Raw genomic sequence first — 21,841 nt, 5'->3', positions numbered from 1 at the left:
CGTTCGCAAACCGGGGAACACCGCCGACACCTCACCGGGCGGTGCGGCGACCGGCCCCGGACACTTCCCTCCGGCCGGTGGAGACCGGCCCCGGGGAGCATCTGCTGCTGTCCGGTCCGGTGACCCGTCCGGCGGCGGACGGATGGCAGCGGCGGATCGCAGATCTGGTCCGCGAGGGCCGCCACGCGGAACTCGCGCGGCTGCCCGGTGAGCTGTGCGGGGCCCTGGTGACCCCGCGCAAGGTGACGCTGTTCCGGAACCTCGTCAGCACCGAGGGACTGCTGTACCGCAGGGACGGCCCGGTGGTGAGCTGGTCCACCGACCCGGCCGGCCTGCTCGACCGGGAACGCGAGGAGTTCAGCCGGCAGGCCATCTGGCGGTGCTGTCGCGGCGACGAGGTCTTCATCTACCACGGACTGACCCCCGTGCGCCCCGGCGAGCTCGTCGTCGCCGACCAAAGGACCCTGTCCACCGTCCGGTTCGACGCCCTCGCGCCGCTGGACCTGCCGCGCCGCACGCCCCTGGCCCAGTACGCCGAGCTCGCCTACGAGATGCTGCTGCGGGAGGCCCGGGCGTACGTGGGCGCGGGCCGGGTCGGAGTCATGGTCAGCGGCGGGCTCGACTCGGCGGCCGTGCTGTGCGCCCTGGTCGAGGCCGGGGCCGATGTGGTGGCCTACCACCATGTGGTGGACGACCCGCTGGCCGACGAGTCCGCCTATGCGCGAACGATCTGCGACCACCTGTCCGTTCCGCTGGAGATGGTCAAGGCGGGCTACGACGGCGACTTCCCACCGCGCGGGCGCGCCTTCCCCCACCCCTTCCTGAATGTGGGGTTTCCCTGGCTGGAGCAACTGGCGGAGCGGGTGCACACCGACGGCGTCAGACTGCTGGTGTGGGGCAGGGACGGCGACCTGCGGTTCGGCCCGCTCCGCTACGGGCTGCACGACGCCCTGGCCGGAGACATCCCGTTCCGCGAGAGGGCGGCGCTCTGCGCGGGTCTGATCAGCTCCCGCTGGGAATCCCCGCGGATCGTCCGCACCGCCTCCCGGACCCGCTCGCTGTTCGACGACATCCGGTCCGGCGGCGGCCTCGCCCGGGCCACGGATTTCCTCGAACCCGTGCCCGGCGTCCCGGACGACCCGTTCGCAGACGTACCGGCCGAGGACGACTACTCGGTCAAGGACGCCTGCGCGCAACTGACGTCGTGGCGGCCGCGCGGAATCATGATGTGCAACCCTCTGGGCTCCCGGGACCTGCGCAGGCTGGCCGCGCGGATGCCCGACGCGTACCGGATGATCCCCTACCAGGGGCAGGTGATCACCAAGCCGGTGCTCCGGCTGCTGCTGTCCACCCGGCTGCCCGCGTCCGTATGGCGCCGGTACGGACGCCTGTGGATGTCCTCCGCGCACAAGCACCGCGCCCTGGCGGACACGGACGCCTTCCATGAACTGATGGGCGGGCCCGACTCCCGGCTCGTCCGCATGGGTGTGGTGAACCCGGCACGGCTGACCGAGGTGCTGACCGACCCGCACCGCAGGCGCCGCAACGCCGAGACGCTGGTCCACGCCGCCATGACCGAGATCTTCCTGCGTCACTACGAGGGAAGGACCCCATGACCGTGAACCCCGCTCCCCCTCTGCTGCGCCTGGCCGACCACGCCGTCTTCGATCCGACCGACGAGGCGGGGGTGATCCTCGACACCCGTAAGGACGTCTATCTGGCCCTGAACGCGACCGCGACGCTGATGCTCGGCGCCGCCCTGCGGTTCGGCACGGTCGAGGAGGTGGTCGCCCATCTCGGGGAACTGGTGGAGGCACCCAGCGGCACCCTCGAAGCCGGCGTCACCACCCTCGCGCACCAGCTCGCCCAGCACGGCCTGCTCGCCCCGGCCGAGGAGGGGCGACCGTGAGAGCCCTCACCAAGCCGCTGGCGGACTGGGAGTTCTTCCTGGCGGATCCGGCCCCGGGCGCGGCGCCGCCGCCGGGCGTGCCACCGCTCTTACGGCTGCGCGCGCTCCGGGCCACCGCCGTGGCAGCGTGGACCTACCGCCGTCGCGGCTGGAGCAGGGCCCGCCCGCTCCTCGAAGGAGCCCGGCCGGCCCCGGGCGCCTGGCGTCCGCGCGAACTCCACCCGGATGTGGGCGTCCTCCTGGCCCGGCGACAGGTGTTCTGGTCCCAGTCGGTGCTGCGGGTCCTGCTGCCCCGGGCGGACTGCCTGCCCCGCTCACTGGCCCTGGCCCGCTATCTGGCGGCGCTGGGCCTGCCCGCCGAGGTCTGTGTGGCCAGGGCGCTGACCAGCACGTTCGAGAAGGACACCTTCCATGCCTGGACCGAGGTCCACGGCGTCGTGCTCAACGACAACCAGGACGTCACCGTCGGCTATCGCGTACTCCAGCGCATCGGCTCCGCCCAGCCGGCGGACACTCCGGCGGCGCCGGGACGGCGACGGGGGCTCACCCCGTGAGCGGCGCACCAGGCGCGTCCGGCCGCCGGCCGTCCCGGCTGTGGCCGTACCTCGCCCCGCACCGCGGCGCGCTGCTGGCGGTCATGGGGCTGTCCCTGGTGTCGGCGGCGGCGGCCCTCGCCCAGCCGCTGCTGGTCCAGCGGACGCTGGGGGCGGCGAGCGGGGGCTCCGGTCTCGGCGCCGCCCTCGCCTTCCTGGTCGGTGTGGTGGTGGCGGCCGCGGCCCTGGAGGGAGTCCAGCGCTATCTGCTCCAGCGCACCGCGGAGGGCGTGGTCCTCATGGCCCGCCGCACCCTGGTGGGGACTCTGCTGCGGCTGCCGGTCGGGGAGTTCGACCGGCGGCGCACCGGGGACCTGATCTCCCGGGTGGGCGCCGACACCACTTTGCTGCGGTCCGTGGTGACCGGCGGTCTGGTGGACCTGGGCTCGGGCGTGGTGGTCGCGCTCGGTGCCGTGGTCCTGATGGGGAGCATCGATCCGCCACTGCTGGTGGTGACCCTGCTGTCGGTGGGGGCCGGCGTCGTCGCCGTGGCCACGGTCTCGCGCCGGGTCCGGCACCTGAGCGGCCTGGCGCAGCAGGCCGTGGGCGCCATGACGGCCTCCGTCGAGCGGGCGCTGACCGCGGTGCGCACCATCCGTGCCGCCCGCGCGGAGGAACGTGAGGCCGCGCAGATCGAGCGGAGCGCCGCGGCCGCCTACGAAGCCGGGCTCCGGGTGGCCCGCCTGGAGTCGCTGGCCGTACCCCTGACCAATGTCGCGATGCAGGCGGCCCTGCTGTCCGTGCTGGGCTACGGCAGCACCCGCGTGGCGTCGGGCGCGGTGGACGTGGCGGACCTCGTCGCGTTCGTCCTCTATCTCCTGCTGTTCGTCCAGCCCATGGCCCAGGCGCTCCAGGCGTACACCACCTTCCAGGCCGGGCTCGGGGCGCTCGCCCGGATCGAGGAGGTACGGGCCCTGCCCACCGAACCCCAGGCCGGCGCCGCGGCCGTCCACCGTCCTGTCCCCGTCGGCCCGGCGCACCGGCCGGTCCTCGCCTTCGAGAACGTGGACTTCGACTATCCCGACGGCACACCCGTGCTGCGCGGCGTCAGCCTGGACATCCCGCGGGGCTTCCGGGTCGCGCTGGTCGGGCCGTCCGGCGCGGGCAAGAGCACCCTGCTCGCCCTCGCCGAGCGGTTCTACGAGCCCACCGCGGGCGCCGTCCGCCTCCACGGGGTCGACGCCCGTGAACTGCCGCTCGCCGTCCTGCGCGGCCAGCTCGGCTATGTCGAGCAGGACGCGCCCGCGCTGGCGGGCAGCCTGCGGGACAACCTGCTGCTGGGCGCGCCCGGCGCCGACGACGCCGCCCTGCTGCGCGTACTCGACGCCGTGAACCTGTGCGGTCTCGTCCACCGCACTCCCCAGGGGCTGGACGCCCAGGTCGGGGACGGCGGGGTGCTGCTCTCCGGTGGCGAACGCCAGCGGCTGGCCATCGCCCGCGTGCTGCTGGCGGCGCCACCGCTGCTCCTGCTGGACGAACCCACCGCCAGCCTGGACGCCCGCAACGAGGCCGCTCTGGCCGAGGCGATCGACTCCGTCTCCGTCAACCGCACGGTGCTGGTCGTGGCCCACCGGCTGTCCACGATCGTCCGCTCCGACCTCATCGTCGTACTCGAAGAGGGCCGGGTCGTCGCCCGCGGTACCCATGCCGAACTCCTCGACGCCTCGCCCCTGTACCGGGAACTGGCCGGACGTCAGCTTCTCGTCTGAGCCGAAGGCGCGGCCGGGTGGCGGGAGGGGGCCGGCGTGGGGCTAACGCAAGGTGGGGGACGCGTCGGCGGCGTCGCTGTCGCCACGCGCCAGCGCGGCGCCGAGCCGGGCGCGCGCCTGCTCGTCGCGCTCACCGGTGCTCGCCGCGACCGCCTCGGCCCTGACGTGGTAGACGACGGCCTCGCCGGGGCGCCCGGCCCCGCGCAGCGCCTCGCCCAGGCCGTTGAGCGCGGACGCCTCGCCGTAGCGCTCGCCGTTGGTACGGAACAGGCGCAGGGCCTGGCGGTGGTGGTCGGCGGCCACGAGAGGCAGCCCCTGCCGCAGATACACATCCCCCAGGCCGGTCATCGCGTATCCCTGCCCCCCGTGGTGACCGAACCGGCGGAAGAGCTCGAGGGCCTGACCGTGGTGGTCGGCTGCCGCCTCGTAACGGCCCTGGCGGAGACACACGGTGCCGAGGTTGGTCAGCGTCCGGGCCCGGCCGATCTGGTCGCCCGTCACGCCGTGCAGCTCCAGTGCCCGGCGCTGATAGGCGTCGGCCAGGTCGTACTCCCCCTGCCGCTGGCACACATTGCCGAGGTTGGTCAGGGTGCGGGCCTGGCCGACCCGGTCGGCCAGTTCCTCGTACAGCGACAGGGCCTGCTGGTGGCAGTGCGCGGCGGACGGGTGGTCGCCCGACCGCCAGTGCACATTGCCCAGATTGGACAGCGTACGGGCCTGGCCCGCACGGTCGCCCGAGGCGCGATGGAGGACCAGGGCCTGCCGCAGGTGGACGGCGGCCGATCGGTACGCGCCGAGCCGCCAGTGGACGACGCCGAGGTTGGTCAGTGCGTGGGCCCGGCCGGCGCTGTCCCCGATGTGCTCGGCCGCGCGCAGCGCGTGGGTGTGGAACGACAGCGCCTCCATGTGGTGGCCGCCGTCCAGGTGGCGGAAGAGCACGGCGGCCAGGCGCACGGCGTAGTCGGCCCGGTGTCCGTCCGCGGCCCTGGCGCAGACCGAGCTCATGACGGGGATCTCGGCGGACAGCCAGGCCCGCGCCGCCGCCTGGTCCCGCATGGGCGGGGCCGATGCCGCCGTGGGCGCGGTGCCGGGGCGGTGGTGCCGCTCGGCCGGGTAGAGCGTGTCCATCGCCGCGGTGGCACCGGCCAGATAGTGGTCGAGCAGGCGGATGCCGGCCGCTTGGCGGTCCGCCCGCTCGTCGTACCTGAGCGACAGGCGGTCCGCGTAGGCGCGCAGGAGGTCGTGCATGGCGTACCGCCCGGGCCCGGAGGACCGCACCAGATGGGCCCGGGTCAGCAGGGCGAGCCGGCTGCCGGCCCGGTCCACGTCCTCGCCGGTGAGGGCGGCGGTGGCGTGGACGCCGAAGTCCGGCCCCGGGTGCAGGGCGAGCAGCCGGAACGTCCGGGCGGCCGCGGGAGGCAGATGACGGTACGACCAGAAGAACACCGATCGCACGGTGGCCCGGGAGTCCCCGCCCGCGTCCAGCAGTTCGAGCCGCCGCTGCTGGTCGCTCAGCTCCGCCACCAGCTCGGACAAGGTCACTCCCGGACGGGTGGCAGCCAGTTCGGCCGCCACCCGCAGCGCCAGCGGCAGCCGTGCGCACTGCTCGGCCAGCACGGCGGACGAGGTGTGGTCCGTCCGAGCCCGGTCGCCGATGAGCAGGCGCAGCAGCGCGGTCGCCTCGGCGGGGACCAGCGGGCCGAGCTCGATCCGCTGGGCGCCGTGCAGCGCCACCAGACCGGCCAGGCTGTCCCTGCTGGTGACCAACACCGCGCAGGAGGGTGTGCCCGGCAGCAGCGGGCGCACCTGTTCGACCGAGAGGGCGTTGTCCAGCACGACGAGCATCCGGCGGTCGGCCATCTCGGTGCGGTAGCGGCTCGCCCGCTCGTCCGGGTCGAGGGGGATGTGCCGACCGCTCAGCCCCAGGGCGCGCAGAAAGCGGGTGAGGGCGTCACCGGAGGACAGCGGCCGGTCCGGGTCGTAGCCGCGCAGATTGACGTACAGCTGCCCGTCGGGAAACCGGTCGCGTGCCTGATGCGCCCAGTGGACGGCCAGCGCGGTCTTCCCGACGCCGGCGGTTCCGGAGATCACCGAGATCGTCATGGTGGCGGGTCCGGGCGCGATGGTCGCGGGTCCGGGCGCCCGGAGGCCGGGCCGCTCGTCCCCGGCCCAGGGCCGGTCGAGCGCGGACAGCTCGGCCGATCGGCCGGTGAAGCCGTAGACGTCCGCCGGGAGTTGGGCGGGCGGGGCGGGCCGGTCCGGGCTCGTCGGCTGATCGTCCCCAGGCCGGGGTCGGGGGGCGGATCCCGACGCGGGCTCGGGGACGGATCCCGACGCGGGCCCGGGTTCGTGCCCGGGGACGGGCCGGGCTTCGTGCCCGGGGGCGTCCGGAATGACGTCGGCCCCACGGGAACGGGTTCCCGTGGGGCCTGCCGCACAGGCTCCCGGTCTCCCGGCCGCCTCCCCCAGCAACGCGGCGTAGGCGGCGGTCAATTCGGCGCCGGGCTCCACACCCAGTTCGTCGGCGAGTCTGCGGCGGCTGTCCAGATAGATCGTGAAGGCCGTGTCCCGCTGTCCGACGGCGCCGTGGGCCCGCATCAGACGGGCCTGTGCCCGCTCGTCCAGCGGGTGCGCGGCCGCGGTCTCCGCCAGGATGGGCAGGGCCTCCTCGGCGTCCCCCGCGGCGATCATCGCGTCGCCGTACTTCGCCACCGCGGCCCGCCGCTCCTCGGCCAGCGCGACCACCGCGGGATGGGCGGCCAGGAGGGGCAGATCCGCCATCGGCGGGGACTGCCACAGCCGGAGCGCCTCAGCCAGCAGCGCTGCCGCGCCGCGATCGTCGCCGTCGCGCCGTGCGGCCTCGGCCCGCGTCGCCAGCTGCCGAAAGCGGGACAGGTCGACGTCGTCCTGGGGAACGCGGAGCGCGTAGCCGTCCCCGACCCTGGGCAGCAGCGCGCTGGGGGTCCGGGCCGGACGGGTGGGCTCCAGCAGGCGGCGTAATCGTTTGACGTAGGTCTGGATGAGATTGACGGCGCTGCGCGGTGGCCGGGCCCGCCACAGGGCGTCGGCCAGCTCCGCCCGGGACAGCGACCGTCCCCCTGCCAGGACCAGCAGGCCGAGGAGGGCTCGCTGATGAGGTGTGCCGAGGTCGATTCCGGCCTCGCCGTGCCAGACCCGTAACGGCCCAAGTACCTGAACGCGCATGGTCTCCCCCCGACCCGAGCCCCGCCCCCAGCCCGCCCTCGGACCCGCCTCGGACCCGCCTCGGACGCGAGAGGCCTTCACCTGCGTATGCCAGGTGGTCATGCTTCCCGCAAGCGCCGGTGGTGTCCAGAAATACCTCTCCCTTCCCCGCCATATTCGGCCATGAGCGCTTCCGGTCGGGCAGCGCGCGCCCCACTCGTCAGCCCATGGCCTTGGCCCATATCCCGGGGTCGACCGGCCCCTCCCCAGGACAGAGCCCCATCTGATAGCGCGCGCCCATCGCTCCACCACCAGGAAACCCCATATTCACCTTCGTCCTGAAGGCGCCTCTGATTCGGCCATACCTGGCCGATATCCAGCTTGCCGCTCGTCCCGACGTGGCCTGGATAATTCTGCCGTCGCCGCCGTGACCTGCCAGAGCGGCGCCGCGGTCCGGGGAGGGTCCATTTTCGCCTTCCCGTCTGCTCCATCGGATCCACCTCGGTTTCCCTCTGTTCCTCTCCGCTCCTCCCTGCTCCGCCCTGTTCCAACGCACCTGCCAGGAATTCAGTGATGGTCATGCGCGCTCGTGGAACGGTTCGGCACCTTTTCGGCATCAAGCGAAGACACCCTGGGAGACACACGTGAGAAAGCTGAAGCTGGGCAAAAGATCGACCCGAATGGGATCCGCGCTGGCGGTCGGCTTATTGATGGTGAGCGGCCTGACGGCCACGTCGGCCGGCGCCGCGTCGTCCTCGGCCAACGCCTCGCCCGAGCTGGGCGTTCGTTTCTACCCCGACGGCGACGGCCAGTGCGACGGGCCGACGAATCCGCCGGAGCGGTGGGTCACCGCGCCCGACTGGTCCACCGCCATCCGCCTGGACACCGACAATCGCGCGGGCGGCTGCCAGCTGGCCTTCGGCATCTACGACCCGTCGAACTCCCTCGCGGGCCTGACCGCCACCTACACCTGGGAGCCGGAGCCCGGCAGCGACGACAGCCAGTGCCAGAACGGGGGCACGCACGTGATCCCGATCAAGCCGTTCAAGACCTTCGGCGACAACATCCGGGTGGACACCGATGGCCGAGCGGGCTGGTGCAACCTCACCTTCGCCCTCTCCGGTCGCTCGGACATCGGCCTCGACGTGCAGTTCTACGGAGACGGCGGCGCCGACGCCGGGGGGCAGTGCAAGAACTACCGCCCCAAGGACACCTACGACACGGCCTATGAGGGCCACTCCGTGACCGTGAGCGACGACACCGACGGCCGCGCCGGCGGCTGCTACCTGTCGCTCCGCCTGAACCGCCTGTTCTAGGCTTCCAGGCCGCTGAGTCTGTCGACAATCTCGACCTCTCGACCTCTCGGCTTCTTCGCCTCTCCGAGGCATCACCCCGCCGGTGAAACCGGCCGCCGCCCGCTGGCTCCGCCGTCCATCGACGGGCCAGTGGGCCGCCCGAGAGCGGCCCGTATCAGCGATCCCGGGCCATCCGCCCATCATTCTTCAAGCCCGTTGACGTAACCGGCGAGGAAGGCATGGTTCATGCCGCACACCAAGTCGGGGGCCTTCCCGGTGAGCGGGTGGAACGGCCAGCCATCCGCCGGCCGCGCCGCTCGGCGGCCCGCACCGCCGCCTGCGCGGCGTTTTCGTCGGTCCCCTCGGTGAGGACCGCGTCCAGCAGCAGGTCCGCCAGGACGGCGTGCCGCGTCGTCAAGAGTTGGCGAGCACCAGTACCGGCACCCCGAACATGCCTCCAACTCTGAAGTGGGGCGATCGATACATCCGCCGCGGTGCGGTCAACCGAAACGGCTTTCGTTCAACTAGTGAATTCAGCAAGGCCCTTGACCGACAAGGGCGGGGTCCAAGACAGTCGTTCCGTGTGAGCGCTCTCTCGACCCCATGGGCGCTCGCTCTGCCCACTGTGCCCGAGTTCCCGTAGCCCGATCTCCCATCACCCCCACGCCAGGAGCGGGCCACGGGGGCTCGCACATCCGGGCACCGCTGTTCCTTCGAACGAAAGCAGCCCCCCACATGTTCAGGATCACTTCCTCAGCTACGACGGCGGAGGCCAAACCCCGCCGCCGCCGACGACGCGTTCTGGCCTTCGTGGCCGCCCTGTCGCTTCCGGTGACCGGACTGCTGGCTCTCACGGTGTCCTCCAACACCGCCGCCGCGGGCGAGCCCGCGGCCAAGGCCGAGTGGACCACCGTCTTCCAGGACGACTTCGACGGCGCGGCGGGCACCGGTCTGAACAAGAACGACTGGCTGTACGACATCGGCACCGGCTACCCGGGCGGCGCCGCGAACTGGGGCACCGGCGAGATCGAGTCGGTCACGGACTCCACCGACAACGTCTACCACGACGGTGACGGGCATATGGTGATCAAGCCGATCCGTGACGGTTCCGGCAAGTGGACCTCCGGCCGCGTGGAGACCCAGCGCACCGACTTCGAGGCGCCCGCCGGTGGGCAGTTGGAGATCAGTGCCTCCCTCAAGCAGCCCAACCCGGAGAAGGCCCTCGGAATCTGGCCCGCCTTCTGGGCCATGGGCGCCGACGCGCGCCCGGTCGGGGCCACCAACTGGCCGAGCATCGGTGAGCTGGACATCATGGAGGCCGTCAACGGGCTGAGCAAGCACTCGAGCACCTTCCACTGCGGTGAGTGGGCGGGCGAGTGCCACGACCCGGACGGGATCACCAGCGATCTGCTGCCGTGCGACGGCTGTCAGACCGACTACCACACGTACTCCGTGATCGTGGATCGCACCGACACCTCCGCCGAACAGCTGCGCTTCTACCGCGACGGCAAGGAGACCTTCACGGTGAAGCAGAACCAGGTGTCGGCCGAGACCTGGAAGAAGGCGGTCGACCACGGGTTCTTCGCCATCTTCAACGTCGCGGTCGGCGGCTCTTACCCGAACAAGGTCTGCGGCTGCACCTCACCGGCGGCGGACACCACCTCCGGTGAGGGAATGAGCGTGGACTGGTTCTCCGTCAAGGTGAGCAAGTAGCGCCGCGCACGTTCATCCGCGTAGCGGAGCGGCCAGTCCCACCAGCGCGGTGGGGCCGGGCGCGTCCGGTACGCCTAACGGGACTGGTCGAAGAGCCAGTCGATGACGACGTCGTTCTCGTAAGTCTGGGCCCACGCGAAGTGCGGGCTCACCGGCGTCGTGCCGGGCGTGTAGCTCGTGAACAGCACATGGCTGCCGGCCCGGCGGGCCCGGTGCAGCAGGGCCCTGGAGCGGGCTTCGAACTCCGCTTTCGGCAGGTCGTTGGCCCACTCCCCGCGGGTGACCCGCGCACCGGCGCTCTCCAGCGCGTTCATCAGCGTCCAGGTGCCGGGCTTTCCGAACCGTCCTTCGCGGTAGGGGACCACCGGGTCGTCGATGGAGTGGTCGGTCCACATCGGGATGTGCGTGATCCCGTCCATGGTGGACGGGTCGCCCCAGCCGGCGGTGGCCAGGGCCGCGGCGAAGGTGTGGGGACGCCTCGGGAGCAGGTTGAAGATGCCTCGCGCACCCGATGACAGGCCGACGAGATAGAGCCGATCCGCATCGACGGGGCGCTGTGTTGTGAAGGCGTCGATGAGTTCGACCAGCGCCGAGCGGACCTTGGGGTCGGTCCAGTCCGTACCGTCGGGTCCGTCCATGGGGCGGGGCAGTGGGATCTGAGGGGCGAGCACGAACGCCGGGTGCCGACGCTGGCGTTCCGGCTTGGCGAAGGTGACGGCGACGCGATTGGCGGTGAGCTGGGTCATGTTGTTGTCGGCGACCTCGCCACCGCCGTGCAGGGTGACGACGAGCGGATACCGCGCGGCCGCCCCCGGACTCCGCACGAACCCCTCCGGCTGGTACAGCCGGAAGGCCAGTTCGAATCCGGTGGAGTCGGTGAACGATCCCGCTGTGAAGTCGTCGACCACCGGGGTGATGACGTCGTCGTTCCGGATCGCCAACGGACCTGCCGCGAGCACCACGTCACCACCGGGGGTCCGCACATCGGCCACCTGCCTGACGGTGTAGGCGCGCTGGAGCGGAAGCGGGTCGGTGCCGGCAGCCTGCGCATTGGTGTCGTCCGGGTCGAGCTCGATGACGAGGTATCTGCCCGGCCGTCCCGCGTCGGGGACGTCGTCCGTCCTGGCCGCAGTGTTCGGGTAGACCCGGGTGACCGTCCGAGCCGCGCTCTGCCCGCCGAGGTCGGCGGTGACCTGGAAGGCGGAGGGCGGGATGACGCCGCCACGTAAGTCGATGGGGGCCGCGTAGCGGATGGCGACGGCGGTCACCCGCCAGTTGTTCCTGGGCGTCACCTGCGTGATGAGGGCGGTCCGCAGCACGGGATTGGCTCCGGCCGCCACCGGCCGTCCCGGCGCCGGGGCATCGGCCGCCGCGGTGGCCGTGTTGATCACCAACGAGCCGGTGACGGTGCCCGCCGCCATGGCGAAGGCCGTACGTCTGGTCATCTTTCTCAAGGGTCCTCCGTGAGATGTCGGGCGGCCCGGGAGGGCCGGACGTGGAGCCGATCGCCTGGTGCGGGGGAACCGAGAAGGAGCGGTAGGGCGGGGTGAGCGCCGATGCGTGGCCGGGCCGGGTCGTTCAGCGGGCGAGGCGGGTGGCGGGCATCGCCGTACCACCCGTGAGTCTCCAAGCTGTGTTCGAACGGTGTCCAGCGTCGAAACCGGGATCTGTCGATGCGTCATCCGCATCAATCCGGCCGCGTGCTCGTGCGCCCCGCTCCCGGGGGCTCCAGGACGTGCACAACGGGCTTATGCGCAAACGACAGCTTCATATCCAAGGGCGAGGGGTGGCCCTGCCGCTACCCGCATCCGAAGCTTGCAGGCATGTCAACTATCAACCGCATGCCTCCTTTGTGCGGCACACGGCCCTATCCGCCGAGAGGATCCCCCGATGCGTTCAGCGCCGCCTCCACCTCCGCCCGGCGGCGCGCCCGCCGGGAAGGAACCGGCCCCCCGCTCGGTGGCCGGCCGGGTTCTCAGCGTGCTGGACGCGTTCGCGGGGGAACGCCGTCGGCTGACCCTTACGGACATCAGCCGACGAACCGGGATGCCGCTGGCCACTACGCACCGGCTCGTCGGCGAGCTGTTGTCCTGGGGTGCCCTCGAACGGCACCGGAGCGGCCGCTACGAGATCGGTCTGCACTTGTGGGCGGTCGCCGCAATGGCCCCACGCTGGCTGGAGCTGAGAGACGTGGCGATGCCCTTCCTCCTCGGCCTGTACCGGAAGACCGGGCGGCAGCAGGTTCGGCTGGCGGTGCTGGACGGCATGGAGACCGTGCTCGTGGAGCGGATCGGCGCCCCGGGAACCGGCGGAGCGGGCGAACCGGTCGGCGGCCGGCGCCCGGCGCACACCACCGGTGACGGCCTGGTGCTCCTCGCGTACGCGGGGTCCACCGTCCGAGAGCACTATCTGGTCCACCACGCCCCGGCGACCGGCCTGCGTCGCGTGCTCGCCGAGGTGGAGGGGGCAGGCTTCGCGGTGAACGGCCGGTGGCCCGGCCCCGGGGGCACGGTGTCGGCCGCGGCCCCCGTGCGGGACGCGACGGGCGAGGTCGTCGCCGCCGTGTCCGTCGTCCCGGGGACCTCTGATGCCGGACGGAACGCGCTCGCGCCCCTGGTCATGGCCACCGGCCGGACCATCTCCCGCGCGTTGTCCCGTCGGCAGAACGGCGCGTGAGCCGACGCCTCCAGGGGGCGCCGCGCGCGGAGTGGGCACGGACGGGCTCGTGAGAAGGGCTCCCGCGGTGGACCCGCGGGAGCCCTCCCCAGGGGCCCTACGAGGATCCGCTCAGAACGGACAGGTGTCCTGCCAGCGCGTGACCAGGGAGGGGTTGTTCTTGTCCGCTTCCCGCGCGGCACCGCACAGGAACGGGCTGAAGCGGGTGTCGCCGTACAGCCAGCGGCTGAAGAACGACACCATCCACTTGCCCTGCTTGGCCTTGTTGCCGTAGCCGGTCATCGGGCAGAGATGGTCGCCGGGAACCTCGACGAAGAGCTTCTCGGCCCGGGACATGGAGTTGTACCAGGGCAGAGCGTAGGTGTTGGCGTGGGCGACGGGGTCGCTCTGACAGGTCATGAAGAAGGTGGGGTCGGTGACTCCGGAGAAGTTCTGGCTGGGGTTGTACGGGGCCAGGGGCACGCCCGCCTTGAAGCGGGAGTCGTCCCGGAGCGCCACCATCACACCGCCGCCGCCCATCGAGTGACCGGCCGCGCCGAGCGTGCCGTTCACCTTCCCGTAGATCGGGTTGCCGGTGGTGGAGCCGAGCGAGAGCAGTTGGGTGCCGGCGGCGCTGATCTGACGGCCGCGCGACGCGGGATCGTCGCCCAGCGCAAGGGTGCCGACGTTGATGACGACGAAGCCCCAGGAAGCGAGGCGGGGCGCGAGCCACTGGAGGTTCTGCTGGGTGCCTTGATAGCCCGGCATCAGCACGACGCCCGGGTACGAGCCGCCGGCCGTCGGGTACGTGATCGTGCCGGACCCGTACCCGTTCGGATGGGGAACGGTGTAATTGGCGGTGGCCAGCGGCCCGTTCGTGGCCTCGAGCGAAGCGGTCGTCGGATCCGGGATCGCCGCGGGGACGGCGGCGTTCTCGGTGGCCGAGCCGGCAGCGGGATTGCTCCGGGACGGCCGTTCGGCGGCCGCGGTGGGTGTGACGGAGACGGTCAACAGCGCCGAGGTGAGGGTGGCCGCCAGCGCGATCAGCACGGCCACGAGGCGGGATCGGGACCGTAACGGGGCAGTCGATCTGGAGCGACGACGGGTTGGACGCATCGGTGTACCTCCAGGATGCGGCGCGGGTGCGCGCTGCGGAAGCGCAGCGCGACCGCACCGTAAAGTGCGCCGGAGACACCCGGAAGTCGGCTTTCTGCCCAGCGGAAGGAAAAACCGCGGGCGGGTTTCTTCGACCTCACTCAGCCCTCACCGGGCCGCACGACGACGGCGTTGGTCTCGACACGTCCACTGCGTTCGAAACGGAGGGTGAAGGGCACCAGGTCTCCGGCCCGCCAGCGGGCCGTGGCCGGGACGGTCACATCGCTGGTGAACGGTGACATGTCGAGCGTGCCGCCCGCCGGAACCGGCAGGGACTCCGCGGCCTGCGGATAGGCCGATCCCCGCCCGGTCATCCGGTGGCGGCTGAGCGAGATCTCCCCGGTGACCGCGGAGGACGTCACCTCGACCAACCGGTCCCGCACACCGCCGGTGTTGGTGATCCGGAAGAACGCGGCGGTCCGCGACACCCCCGGGGCGGGGAGGAAGAGCCGTGCGCCGGTGACGTCGATACGCGGAGGACTGCCCGCGTTGCCCGAGGCGGTCCACACGGCGAGGCCACCCAGCGCCAGGACACAGGCGCAGGCCGGAGCGGCCGCGGCCCGCAGGGAGTCCGTGAGGCGACGGTGGCTGGGCGTCCAGGAGGGGTTCGTCATCGGGCTGGTCTCCACCTCGGTGTCGGGGCGCGGTCGCGGGCAGGCGGTCCACAAGCGGCTGAGCAGGTCGGAGGAAGTCCGCTACGGTTCGGGCAGCGCCCCGAAGGGGCGCGGGGCTGTGTCGATATGCGGCTCCGCCGCGTGGGCGACCAGCCACGATGCGGCCGCAGACGCACGACGGCATTTCGCGGCACTTCCCGCGGAGCGCTCAGCAGGGGCATCACAGTGGCGTCCGGGCGGCGGGCCGGGAAGGGCGTCCGCCGGTCGGTCCACCGGTCGGGCCACCGGTCGGTGACGGCTGTCGGCGTCTGCCCGTCGGTGACGGCCGCCAGACCCGCAGCCGCAGGCTGTTGCCGACCACGAGCAGCGAGCTGACCGACATCGCGGCCGCGGCAAGCATGGGGTTGAGCAGGCCGACCATGGCCAGCGGCACCGTCACGGCGTTGTAGCCGAACGCCCAGAGCAGGTTGGCCCGGATCGTGCCCAGAGCGCTGCGGGCGAGGCCGACCGCGTCCGCCAGGGTCTCGATGTCACCGCGTACGAGGGTCACGTCGGCCGCTCCGATCGCCACGTCCGTGCCCGTGCCCATGGCGATGCCGAGGTCGGCGCCGGCCAGGGCGGCCGCGTCGTTGACACCGTCGCCGACGACGGCGACCCGGCAGCCCTGCTCCCGCAGCTCGCGGACGAGGGCGGCCTTGTCCTGCGGGGTACTACGGGCGTGCACCTCCTCGATGCGGAGGTCGGCTGCGACGGCGTGGGCGGGCGCCTCCCGGTCGCCGGTGGCGAGCACCGGTCGCACCCCCAGGCGGCGGAGCCGGTCCACGGCCCGGTAACTTCCCGGTCGCAGGACGTCCCCGAGCTCGATCAGTGCCTCGGGCTCGCCGTCGACGCGGACCACGACCGGGGTGCGGGCGGCGGTCCCGCCGGCCGGCAGCGCCTGGGCCAGGGTGGGCGGCAACACGTCGTCCGGGGCCAGGACCTCGACCAGCCGTCCCGCCACCCGCCCGCGGACGCCCCTCCCCGGCAGCGCGAGGAAGTCGGCCACGGCCGGAAGCGGCTCCCCGGGGACGGTTCGCCGGGCATACGCGGTGATGGCACGCCCCAGCGGATGCTCCGATCCCTGTTCCACCGCGCCCGCCAGCCGGACCACTCGCTCCTCGCCGAGCCCGCCCGGCGCGGCCGTGACCCGGGCGACGCTCATATGCCCGGAGGTGAGCGTGCCGGTCTTGTCGAGCACCACGGCATCGAGGTGCCGCAGTCCCTCCAGCGCCCGTGCCCCGCTGACCAGGACACCGAGTTGGGCGCCCCGGCCGGTCGCCGCCATCAGCGCGGTGGGGGTCGCCAGGCCCAGCGCACAGGGGCACGCCACGACCAGGACGGCCACGGACGCGGTGATCGCCGCCTGCGGCTCGGCGCCCGCCCCGAGCCAGAATCCGAGCACCGTGACGGCCAGGGCGAGCACGACGGGGACGAAGACCCCCGCGGCCTTGTCGGCGAGCCGCTGCGCCCGTGCCTTGCCCGCCTGGGCCTCGGTCACCAGCCGGGTGATACGGGACAGTTGCGTATCGGCTCCCACCGCGGTGGCCCGTACGAGAATCAGCCCTCCGGCGTTGACGGCACCGCCGATCACCGGCGCGCCGGGGCCGACCTCCACCGGCTCGCTCTCCCCGGTCACCAGGGAGAGATCGACGGCCGAGCCGCCCTCCACGACCGTGCCGTCGGTGGCCAGGCGCTCCCCGGGCCGGACGACGAAGACCTGACCGACCCGCAGTTGTCCGATCGGGATCAGGCGCTCGCCCTCGCCGTCGCGTACCGAGACCTCCTTGGCGGCCAGCCGGGCCAGTGAGCGCAGTGCCGCGCCGGTCCCCCGCCGGGCCCGCGCCTCCAGGTAGCGGCCCGCCAGGACGAACAGCGGTACGCCGACGGCGGCCTCCAGATAGATGTGGGCGACGCCGTCCGAGGCGGTGGGCACCAGGCTGAACGGCATCCGCATGCCAGGGGCGCCGGCGCCGCCGAGGAACAGCGCGTAGGAGGACCAGGCGAAGGAGGCCGCGACTCCCAGCGACACCAGGGTGTCCATGGTCGCCGCCGCATGCCGCAGTCCGCGTGCCGCCCGCAGGTGGAAGGGCCAGGCTCCCCAGACGACGACGGGCGCGGCGAGTACGAAGCACAGCCACTGCCAGTTGCGGAACTGCGTACCGGGAACCATCGACAGGACCAGCACCGGCACCGCGAGCAGGGCCGTGATCACCAGCCGGTCGCGCTCCTGCCGGGCGTCCTCCGCTTCGTCCCCCTCATCCCCTCCATCCCCGTCCTCGCGCCGTCGCTTCCTGGGCGGCTCGGGGAGCGCGGCGGAATAGCCGGCCTGCTCGACGGTCGCGATCAGCTGGTCCGGGCCGACGCCGGGCGGGTGGTTCACCCGGGCCCGGCCCGTGGCGAGGTTTGCCGTCGCCGTGACCCCGTCCAGCCTGGCCAGCTTCTTCTCGACGCGCCGCACACAGGCCGCACAGGTCATTCCGCCGACGGAGAGGTCGGTCACGACCGTCCGGGAAGCCGATTCGGCGGCCATCAACGCCCGCTTCCGTGGTCCGTGCCCATGCCGTCCATCTCCATGCCGCCACCCTCGTGGCCGTCTCCTGAGCCGTCCTGTGTCGTGCCGGTGCGGTGCATGCCGGGGGCGACGGGCCCGACGCTCGTGCCGACGGCGTAGGAAGCGGCGCACACCACCACGAGCAGCAGGAGGAAGCCGCACAGCGCCGGTGGGGGCAACGCTCCGGACAGCGACGCGGCCGCCCGGCGGCGGGCGGGTCGGTGGTTCTGCTTCATATGACGAAACTCCGATCGCTTCGTACGGCCTCAGCCAGTCCGGCCGCACCGGTAGAGGAGTCGGAACGGCCTCCACCCGAGTTCCGATGCCTCGCGGTGACGCGTGCCACAGCGGGGCGCGGGCTCAGCCCTGTTCGTAATGGCTCGGCCTGCCGTGCCGGTGGACGAGACGGCCGAGCCGCCGCGCGCGGGTGCGGGGCAGGAGCGTCCAGGTGCCGTCGGCGCGGCGCAGGGCGGCGGAGTGCCAGGGGGTGGTCCAGACGTCGGGAGCGTCGAGCAGGCGGATGCCGAACTTCGGGGCGCCGATGGGCTGGGGGTGAATGGACAACCGGACGGCGCGAGGGTGGTGCTCGGCGATCAGCTCGCCCCAGGCGCGACTGCGCTGGATGACGCCGTACGCGCGTTGGCGGCACTCGCGCTGGAGGGCGGAGCGGGTGCCGGTGAAGTCGGCGGTGTCCTCGACGAGGAATCGGGTGATGCCCCGGTACAGGGCCAGGGTGTGGGCCTCGGAGCGGACCTCCGCCCGCAGCGCCTCCAGGGTGGGGGCGTAACCCTGGTGCACCCGGGCGCGCTTGGCGCCGTGGGGCAGGTCACCCAGCACATCGCGCAGGTCGAAGACGGAGAGGCGGTGCAGGTCCGCCTCCTGTATGAGGTGTCCGAGTGCGTCCGCGTAGGCGTCTATGTGGTCGTCCGGGACGCGGATCAGGTCGCCGAAGACATGGCCGTCGGAGCAGATGATCACACGGGCGCCCGGCGGGTGGATCCGCTCGATCTTCTCGCACAGGGTGTTCAGGAAGCCGAGGGAGAGGCGTTCGCCCTGGTCGGGGAGGTGGCCGAGAACCTTGGCGGGGTTGGGGGACTTGCAGGGGAAGCCGGGCAGGGTGAAGAGCACGGGTTCTCCGGCGCGTACGAAGCCGGCGATCCGGCGCAGTTGGTGCGGGAAGGCCACCACTCCCCCGGGCGAAGGGCCGGTCGTGCGGTGGTGCGGCAGGAGCAGGTCGAGGATGGCGGCGCTGGTGCCGCTCGTGGAGCGGTGGGTCATATGCGCCGGTCGTAGCCGACGGGCAGGTGGTTGGTGCCACGGCCGAGGACCGCGGGGATCCACTCGATGTCCGCGTCGTCGATGGCCAGGCGCAGTCCGGGCAGGCGGGCCAGGAGGGTGTCCAGGGCGATCCGGAGCTCGGTGCGGGCGAGGGCGGCGCCGGGACAGAAGTGGATGCCGTGGCCGAAGGCCAGATGGGGGTTGGGCGAGCGGTCGAGGTCGAGTGCGTCGGGGTCGGGGAAGCGGCGCGGGTCGCGGTTGGCGGCACACAGCGAGACGATCACCGAGTCGCCGGCCGGGATCCTCGTACCGTGCAGATCGCCGTCCTGGTCGAGGAAGCGCCATGTGGTCAGCTCGAAGGCGCTGTCGTGGCGGAGGAGTTCGTCGACCGCGCGGGGCGTCAGGTCCGGGTCGTCGCGCAGCCGGGCGAGCTCGGCGGGGTGGCGGAAGAGGGCGATCAGGGAGGTGGTGATCTGGTTCGTGACCGGCTCCTGACCGGCCACCAGGAGCTGGAAGATCATCGAGTCCAGCTCCTCCGGCGACAGCTCTCGGCGGTCTCGGGCCTCGACGAGGCCGCTGAGCAGGTCGTCCTCCCGGTGTTCTCGCTTGTGGGCGACGACGTCGGCGATATAGCGCTGAAGGCCGTGCAGACGGGCCTCGTACAGCGGGCGTCCGGGGTCGGTGGGGCCCACCGGCTGGACGACCTTGCCCCAGTCGCGGTCGAAACGGTTCGCCAACTCGGATGGCAGGCCGATGACTTCGGCGAGGACCCGGAACGGAAAGTGGGCGGCGAAGCCGGTGACGAGGTCCGTGGGACCGGTGTCCGGGAGGGCGTCCACGAGGGCGTCGGCCAGTTCCTGGAACCGGGGCCTCAGCCGCTCGATACGGCGCGGGGTGAAGGCGTCGGTGACGAAGCGCCGCATGCGGGTGTGGTGGGGCGGGTCCTGGTGCAGGAGGTGGACCTGGAGCTGGGAGCGCTGCGGCTCGGGCATGATCGAGGCACGGGCGCGCCAGTGGTCGTTGCCGCGGTCGTGGTTCTTGCCCAGGCGGTCGTCGTTCAGCGCGGCGTGGGCGGCCTCGTAACCGGTGACGAGCCAGGCGCGCACACCGCTGGGGAACAGGACGCGATGGACGGGACCGCTCTCCCGCATCCGCTCGTACAGCGGATAGGGGTCGGCCTTGTACGGGCAGCCCATGAGCGGGACCGGGTCGGGCAGGGGTTCGTCGCGTGGGCCGTACGCGTTCATGGCGGGCAGGGGCTCTTGGAGGGTCATGCGGGGGCGCTCCTCAGAGGGCGAGGTCGGGCTGGTGGTGGTCGAGCCAGAGGGCGAGATCGACGACGCGTTCGAGGCGGAGCCGGTGGCCCCACCGGAGTTGATCGGGCGCGGTGTCGAGGCAGGGCTTGATGCGGGTCTCGTCGGCGAGGGAGCGGACCCGGTCGTCGGCGAGCGCGTCGCGGGCCATGTCCTGGAGACCGCGGTTGTAGTCGGGGTGGTGGGTGGCCGGGTAGTGGTTCTTGGGCCGGTGCAGCACCGACTCGGGCGCCAGGCCCGTGCCCGCCGCGCGCAGCAGGCTCTTCTCCCGGCCGTCGAAGCTCTTCAGCGCCCATGGGGAGGTGAAGGCGTACTCGACGAGCCGGTGGTCGCAGTAGGGGACGCGCACTTCCAGGCCCTGGGCCATGCTCAGCCGGTCCTTGCGGTGCAGGAGCTGGCGCAGCCAGCGGGTGAGCGACAGGTGCTGCATCTCGCGTTGCCGGTGCTCGGTCTTCGACTCGCCTGCGGTGTGCGGTACGGCGGCCAGAGCGCCGCGGTAGGTGTCGTCGCGGAACTCGCCGATGCGCAGGTCGAGTTCGGGGTTGAGCGGCATGGCGGCCTCGTCGCCGGTCACCAGCAGCCAGGGGAAGGTGGGCGCGGCGAGCGCCTTGGGGTCGTGGAACCAGGGGTAACCGCCGAAGACCTCGTCGGCGGCCTCGCCGGACACGGCGACGGTGGAGTGTTTCCGGATCTCTCCGAGGAGGAGGTAGAGGGAGGTGTCCATGTCTCCGACGCCGATCGGCGAGTCGCGGGCCACGACCACGGCCTTGCGGTGCTCGGGGTCGAGCAGGGCACGCGGGTCCAGTACGACCGTGCGGTGATCGGTGCCGATGAACGCGCCCGCTTCCGTGGCGTACGGGGTGTCGTGGCCGGTGCGCAGGACGTCGCCGGTGAAGCTCTCGGCCTGGTCGCTGTAGTCGACGGCGTAGGAGCGGATGCGGGCGTCCTGGCCCTCGCGCAGCCGCAGTTCGTCGGCGAGCAGGGCGGTCAGGACGGTGGAGTCGAGGCCGCCGGACATCAGGGAGCAGAGCGGGACGTCGGCCTCCAGCTGGGCGCGGGCGGCGGTGCTCACCAGGTCGTGCACGCGGGCGACGGTCGCGTCCCGGTCGTCCGGGTGGGCGCCGGCCTCCAGCTGCCAGTAGCGGCGTTCGCGGATGCCGTGCCGGTCCAGGAGGAGCAGGCCGCCGGGCTCGACCTCCCGCACGCCCGACCACACCGTCGGACCGGTGTTGAACAGCAGGCTGTACGCCTCGCGCAGCCCGTCCGCGTCCACCCGCGGCCGTATCTCGGGGTGGGCGAAGAGCGCCTTGGGTTCGGAGGCGAAGGCCAGACCGCCGTCGACGGCCGCCCAGAACAGGGGCTTGACACCGAGCCGGTCGCGGACCAGGAGCAGCCGCCGCCTCCGCTCGTCCCACACCGCGAACGCGAACATGCCGTCCAGGTGATCGGCGACCGCCTCGCCCCACTCGGCGTAGGCGCGCAACACCACCTCGGTGTCACTGCGGGTGCGGAACTCGTGGCCCAGGTTCCTCAGCCGGGCGCGGAGCTCATGGTGGTTGTAGATCTCACCGCTGTAGGTGAGGACGCTCGTCGGGACCTCCGGCCGGTCGGTCATCGGCTGTACGCCGCCTTCGATGTCGATGACGGCCAGGCGGCGGTGGCCGATCGCGGCGTGCTCGCCGAGCCAGACTCCGCCCGCGTCGGGCCCGCGCGGGGTGAGCGTGGCGGTCATGGCCTCGATGACCGGGGCCTGGGTGCGGGCGTCCCTGTGGAAGGACACCCAGCCGGTGATTCCGCACATGGGTACGACTCCTCGGTGAGGGCTTAAGGATCG

General features: G+C 72.4%; 17 protein-coding genes. 7 read left to right on the top strand and 10 right to left on the bottom strand.

The features are described from left to right. Positions 1-77: 77 nt before the first annotated feature. The 4 genes from ACT2CW_RS34525 to ACT2CW_RS34510 are packed head-to-tail and all read left to right on the top strand — an operon-like array spanning position 78 to position 4,211. Positions 78-1,616, top strand: coding sequence for an asparagine synthase-related protein (locus tag ACT2CW_RS34525; protein WP_445517407.1), 1,539 nt, complete (start codon positions 78-80; stop codon positions 1,614-1,616). Next, the gene (locus tag ACT2CW_RS34520; RefSeq protein WP_182468216.1) at positions 1,613-1,909 is read left to right on the top strand and encodes a PqqD family protein; all 297 of its coding nucleotides are present in this window, start codon (positions 1,613-1,615) and stop codon (positions 1,907-1,909) included. The genes ACT2CW_RS34525 and ACT2CW_RS34520 overlap by 4 nt, the downstream gene beginning before the upstream one ends. Beyond that, positions 1,906-2,463 (top strand): lasso peptide biosynthesis B2 protein, encoded by a 558-nt coding sequence (locus ACT2CW_RS34515; protein ID WP_445517408.1) that lies wholly within the window; start codon positions 1,906-1,908, stop codon positions 2,461-2,463. The genes ACT2CW_RS34520 and ACT2CW_RS34515 overlap by 4 nt, the downstream gene beginning before the upstream one ends. Further along, positions 2,460-4,211, top strand: a complete 1,752-nt coding sequence (locus ACT2CW_RS34510; protein ID WP_445517409.1) for an ABC transporter ATP-binding protein — start codon at positions 2,460-2,462, stop codon at positions 4,209-4,211. The genes ACT2CW_RS34515 and ACT2CW_RS34510 overlap by 4 nt, the downstream gene beginning before the upstream one ends. Positions 4,212-4,253: 42 nt before the next feature. Here the strand turns inward: ACT2CW_RS34510 and ACT2CW_RS34505 are convergent, their stop codons facing one another. Next, positions 4,254-7,415 (bottom strand): AfsR/SARP family transcriptional regulator, encoded by a 3,162-nt coding sequence (locus tag ACT2CW_RS34505; RefSeq protein ID WP_445517410.1) that lies wholly within the window; start codon positions 7,413-7,415, stop codon positions 4,254-4,256. Between the two features lie 659 nt (positions 7,416-8,074). Here ACT2CW_RS34505 and ACT2CW_RS34500 point away from each other — a divergent pair. Continuing rightward, positions 8,075-8,710 carry a hypothetical protein gene (locus ACT2CW_RS34500; RefSeq protein WP_432047849.1) on the top strand — a complete coding sequence of 212 codons (636 nt, stop codon included), beginning with the start codon at positions 8,075-8,077 and terminating at the stop codon, positions 8,708-8,710. Positions 8,711-8,933: 223 nt separating this feature from the next. Here the strand turns inward: ACT2CW_RS34500 and ACT2CW_RS34495 are convergent, their stop codons facing one another. Further along, complete coding sequence (locus ACT2CW_RS34495) at positions 8,934-9,107, bottom strand: hypothetical protein (protein WP_445517411.1); 174 nt, start codon at positions 9,105-9,107, stop codon at positions 8,934-8,936. A 317-nt stretch (positions 9,108-9,424) separates the two neighbouring features. Here ACT2CW_RS34495 and ACT2CW_RS34490 point away from each other — a divergent pair, with 317 nt between their 5' ends. Then, on the top strand, positions 9,425-10,402 hold the full coding sequence (locus ACT2CW_RS34490; RefSeq protein WP_445517412.1) for a glycoside hydrolase family 16 protein: 978 nt from the start codon (positions 9,425-9,427) through the stop codon (positions 10,400-10,402). A gap of 74 nt (positions 10,403-10,476) precedes the next feature. On the opposite strand, the gene ACT2CW_RS34485 is transcribed toward ACT2CW_RS34490, so the two are convergent. Next, complete coding sequence (locus tag ACT2CW_RS34485) at positions 10,477-11,847, bottom strand: PHB depolymerase family esterase (RefSeq protein WP_445517413.1); 1,371 nt, start codon at positions 11,845-11,847, stop codon at positions 10,477-10,479. Between the two features lie 445 nt (positions 11,848-12,292). Here ACT2CW_RS34485 and ACT2CW_RS34480 point away from each other — a divergent pair, with 445 nt between their 5' ends. Further along, positions 12,293-13,078 carry an IclR family transcriptional regulator gene (locus ACT2CW_RS34480; protein WP_445517414.1) on the top strand — a complete coding sequence of 262 codons (786 nt, stop codon included), beginning with the start codon at positions 12,293-12,295 and terminating at the stop codon, positions 13,076-13,078. Between the two features lie 111 nt (positions 13,079-13,189). On the opposite strand, the gene ACT2CW_RS34475 is transcribed toward ACT2CW_RS34480, so the two are convergent. From ACT2CW_RS34475 to asnB, 7 genes are all read right to left on the bottom strand, one after another. After that, the gene (locus ACT2CW_RS34475; RefSeq protein WP_445517415.1) at positions 13,190-14,113 is read right to left on the bottom strand and encodes a poly(ethylene terephthalate) hydrolase family protein; all 924 of its coding nucleotides are present in this window, start codon (positions 14,111-14,113) and stop codon (positions 13,190-13,192) included. Between the two features lie 200 nt (positions 14,114-14,313). Then, on the bottom strand, positions 14,314-14,826 hold the full coding sequence (locus tag ACT2CW_RS34470) for a copper chaperone PCu(A)C (protein ID WP_445517416.1): 513 nt from the start codon (positions 14,824-14,826) through the stop codon (positions 14,314-14,316). A 220-nt stretch (positions 14,827-15,046) separates the two neighbouring features. After that, positions 15,047-17,395 (bottom strand): heavy metal translocating P-type ATPase, encoded by a 2,349-nt coding sequence (locus tag ACT2CW_RS34465; RefSeq protein ID WP_445517417.1) that lies wholly within the window; start codon positions 17,393-17,395, stop codon positions 15,047-15,049. Beyond that, positions 17,395-17,652, bottom strand: a complete 258-nt coding sequence (locus ACT2CW_RS34460; RefSeq protein WP_445517418.1) for a hypothetical protein — start codon at positions 17,650-17,652, stop codon at positions 17,395-17,397. The genes ACT2CW_RS34465 and ACT2CW_RS34460 overlap by 1 nt, the downstream gene beginning before the upstream one ends. 124 nt (positions 17,653-17,776) lie before the next feature. Continuing rightward, positions 17,777-18,694: an L-tyrosine/L-tryptophan isonitrile synthase family protein gene (locus ACT2CW_RS34455; RefSeq protein ID WP_445517419.1), complete on the bottom strand. Its 918-nt coding sequence runs from the start codon at positions 18,692-18,694 to the stop codon at positions 17,777-17,779. Beyond that, positions 18,691-19,968, bottom strand: a complete 1,278-nt coding sequence (locus ACT2CW_RS34450) for a cytochrome P450 family protein (protein ID WP_445517420.1) — start codon at positions 19,966-19,968, stop codon at positions 18,691-18,693. Before ACT2CW_RS34450 ends, ACT2CW_RS34455 begins: the two co-directional genes overlap by 4 nt. Before the next feature lie 13 nt (positions 19,969-19,981). After that, complete coding sequence (gene asnB / locus ACT2CW_RS34445; RefSeq protein WP_445517421.1) at positions 19,982-21,808, bottom strand: asparagine synthase (glutamine-hydrolyzing); 1,827 nt, start codon at positions 21,806-21,808, stop codon at positions 19,982-19,984. Positions 21,809-21,841 lie beyond the last annotated feature (33 nt).

The organism is Streptomyces sp. NEAU-174, from assembly GCF_052665095.1.
The sequence above is the reverse complement of the archived record's forward strand: the minus strand, read 5'-3'. Positions and strand labels throughout refer to the sequence as shown.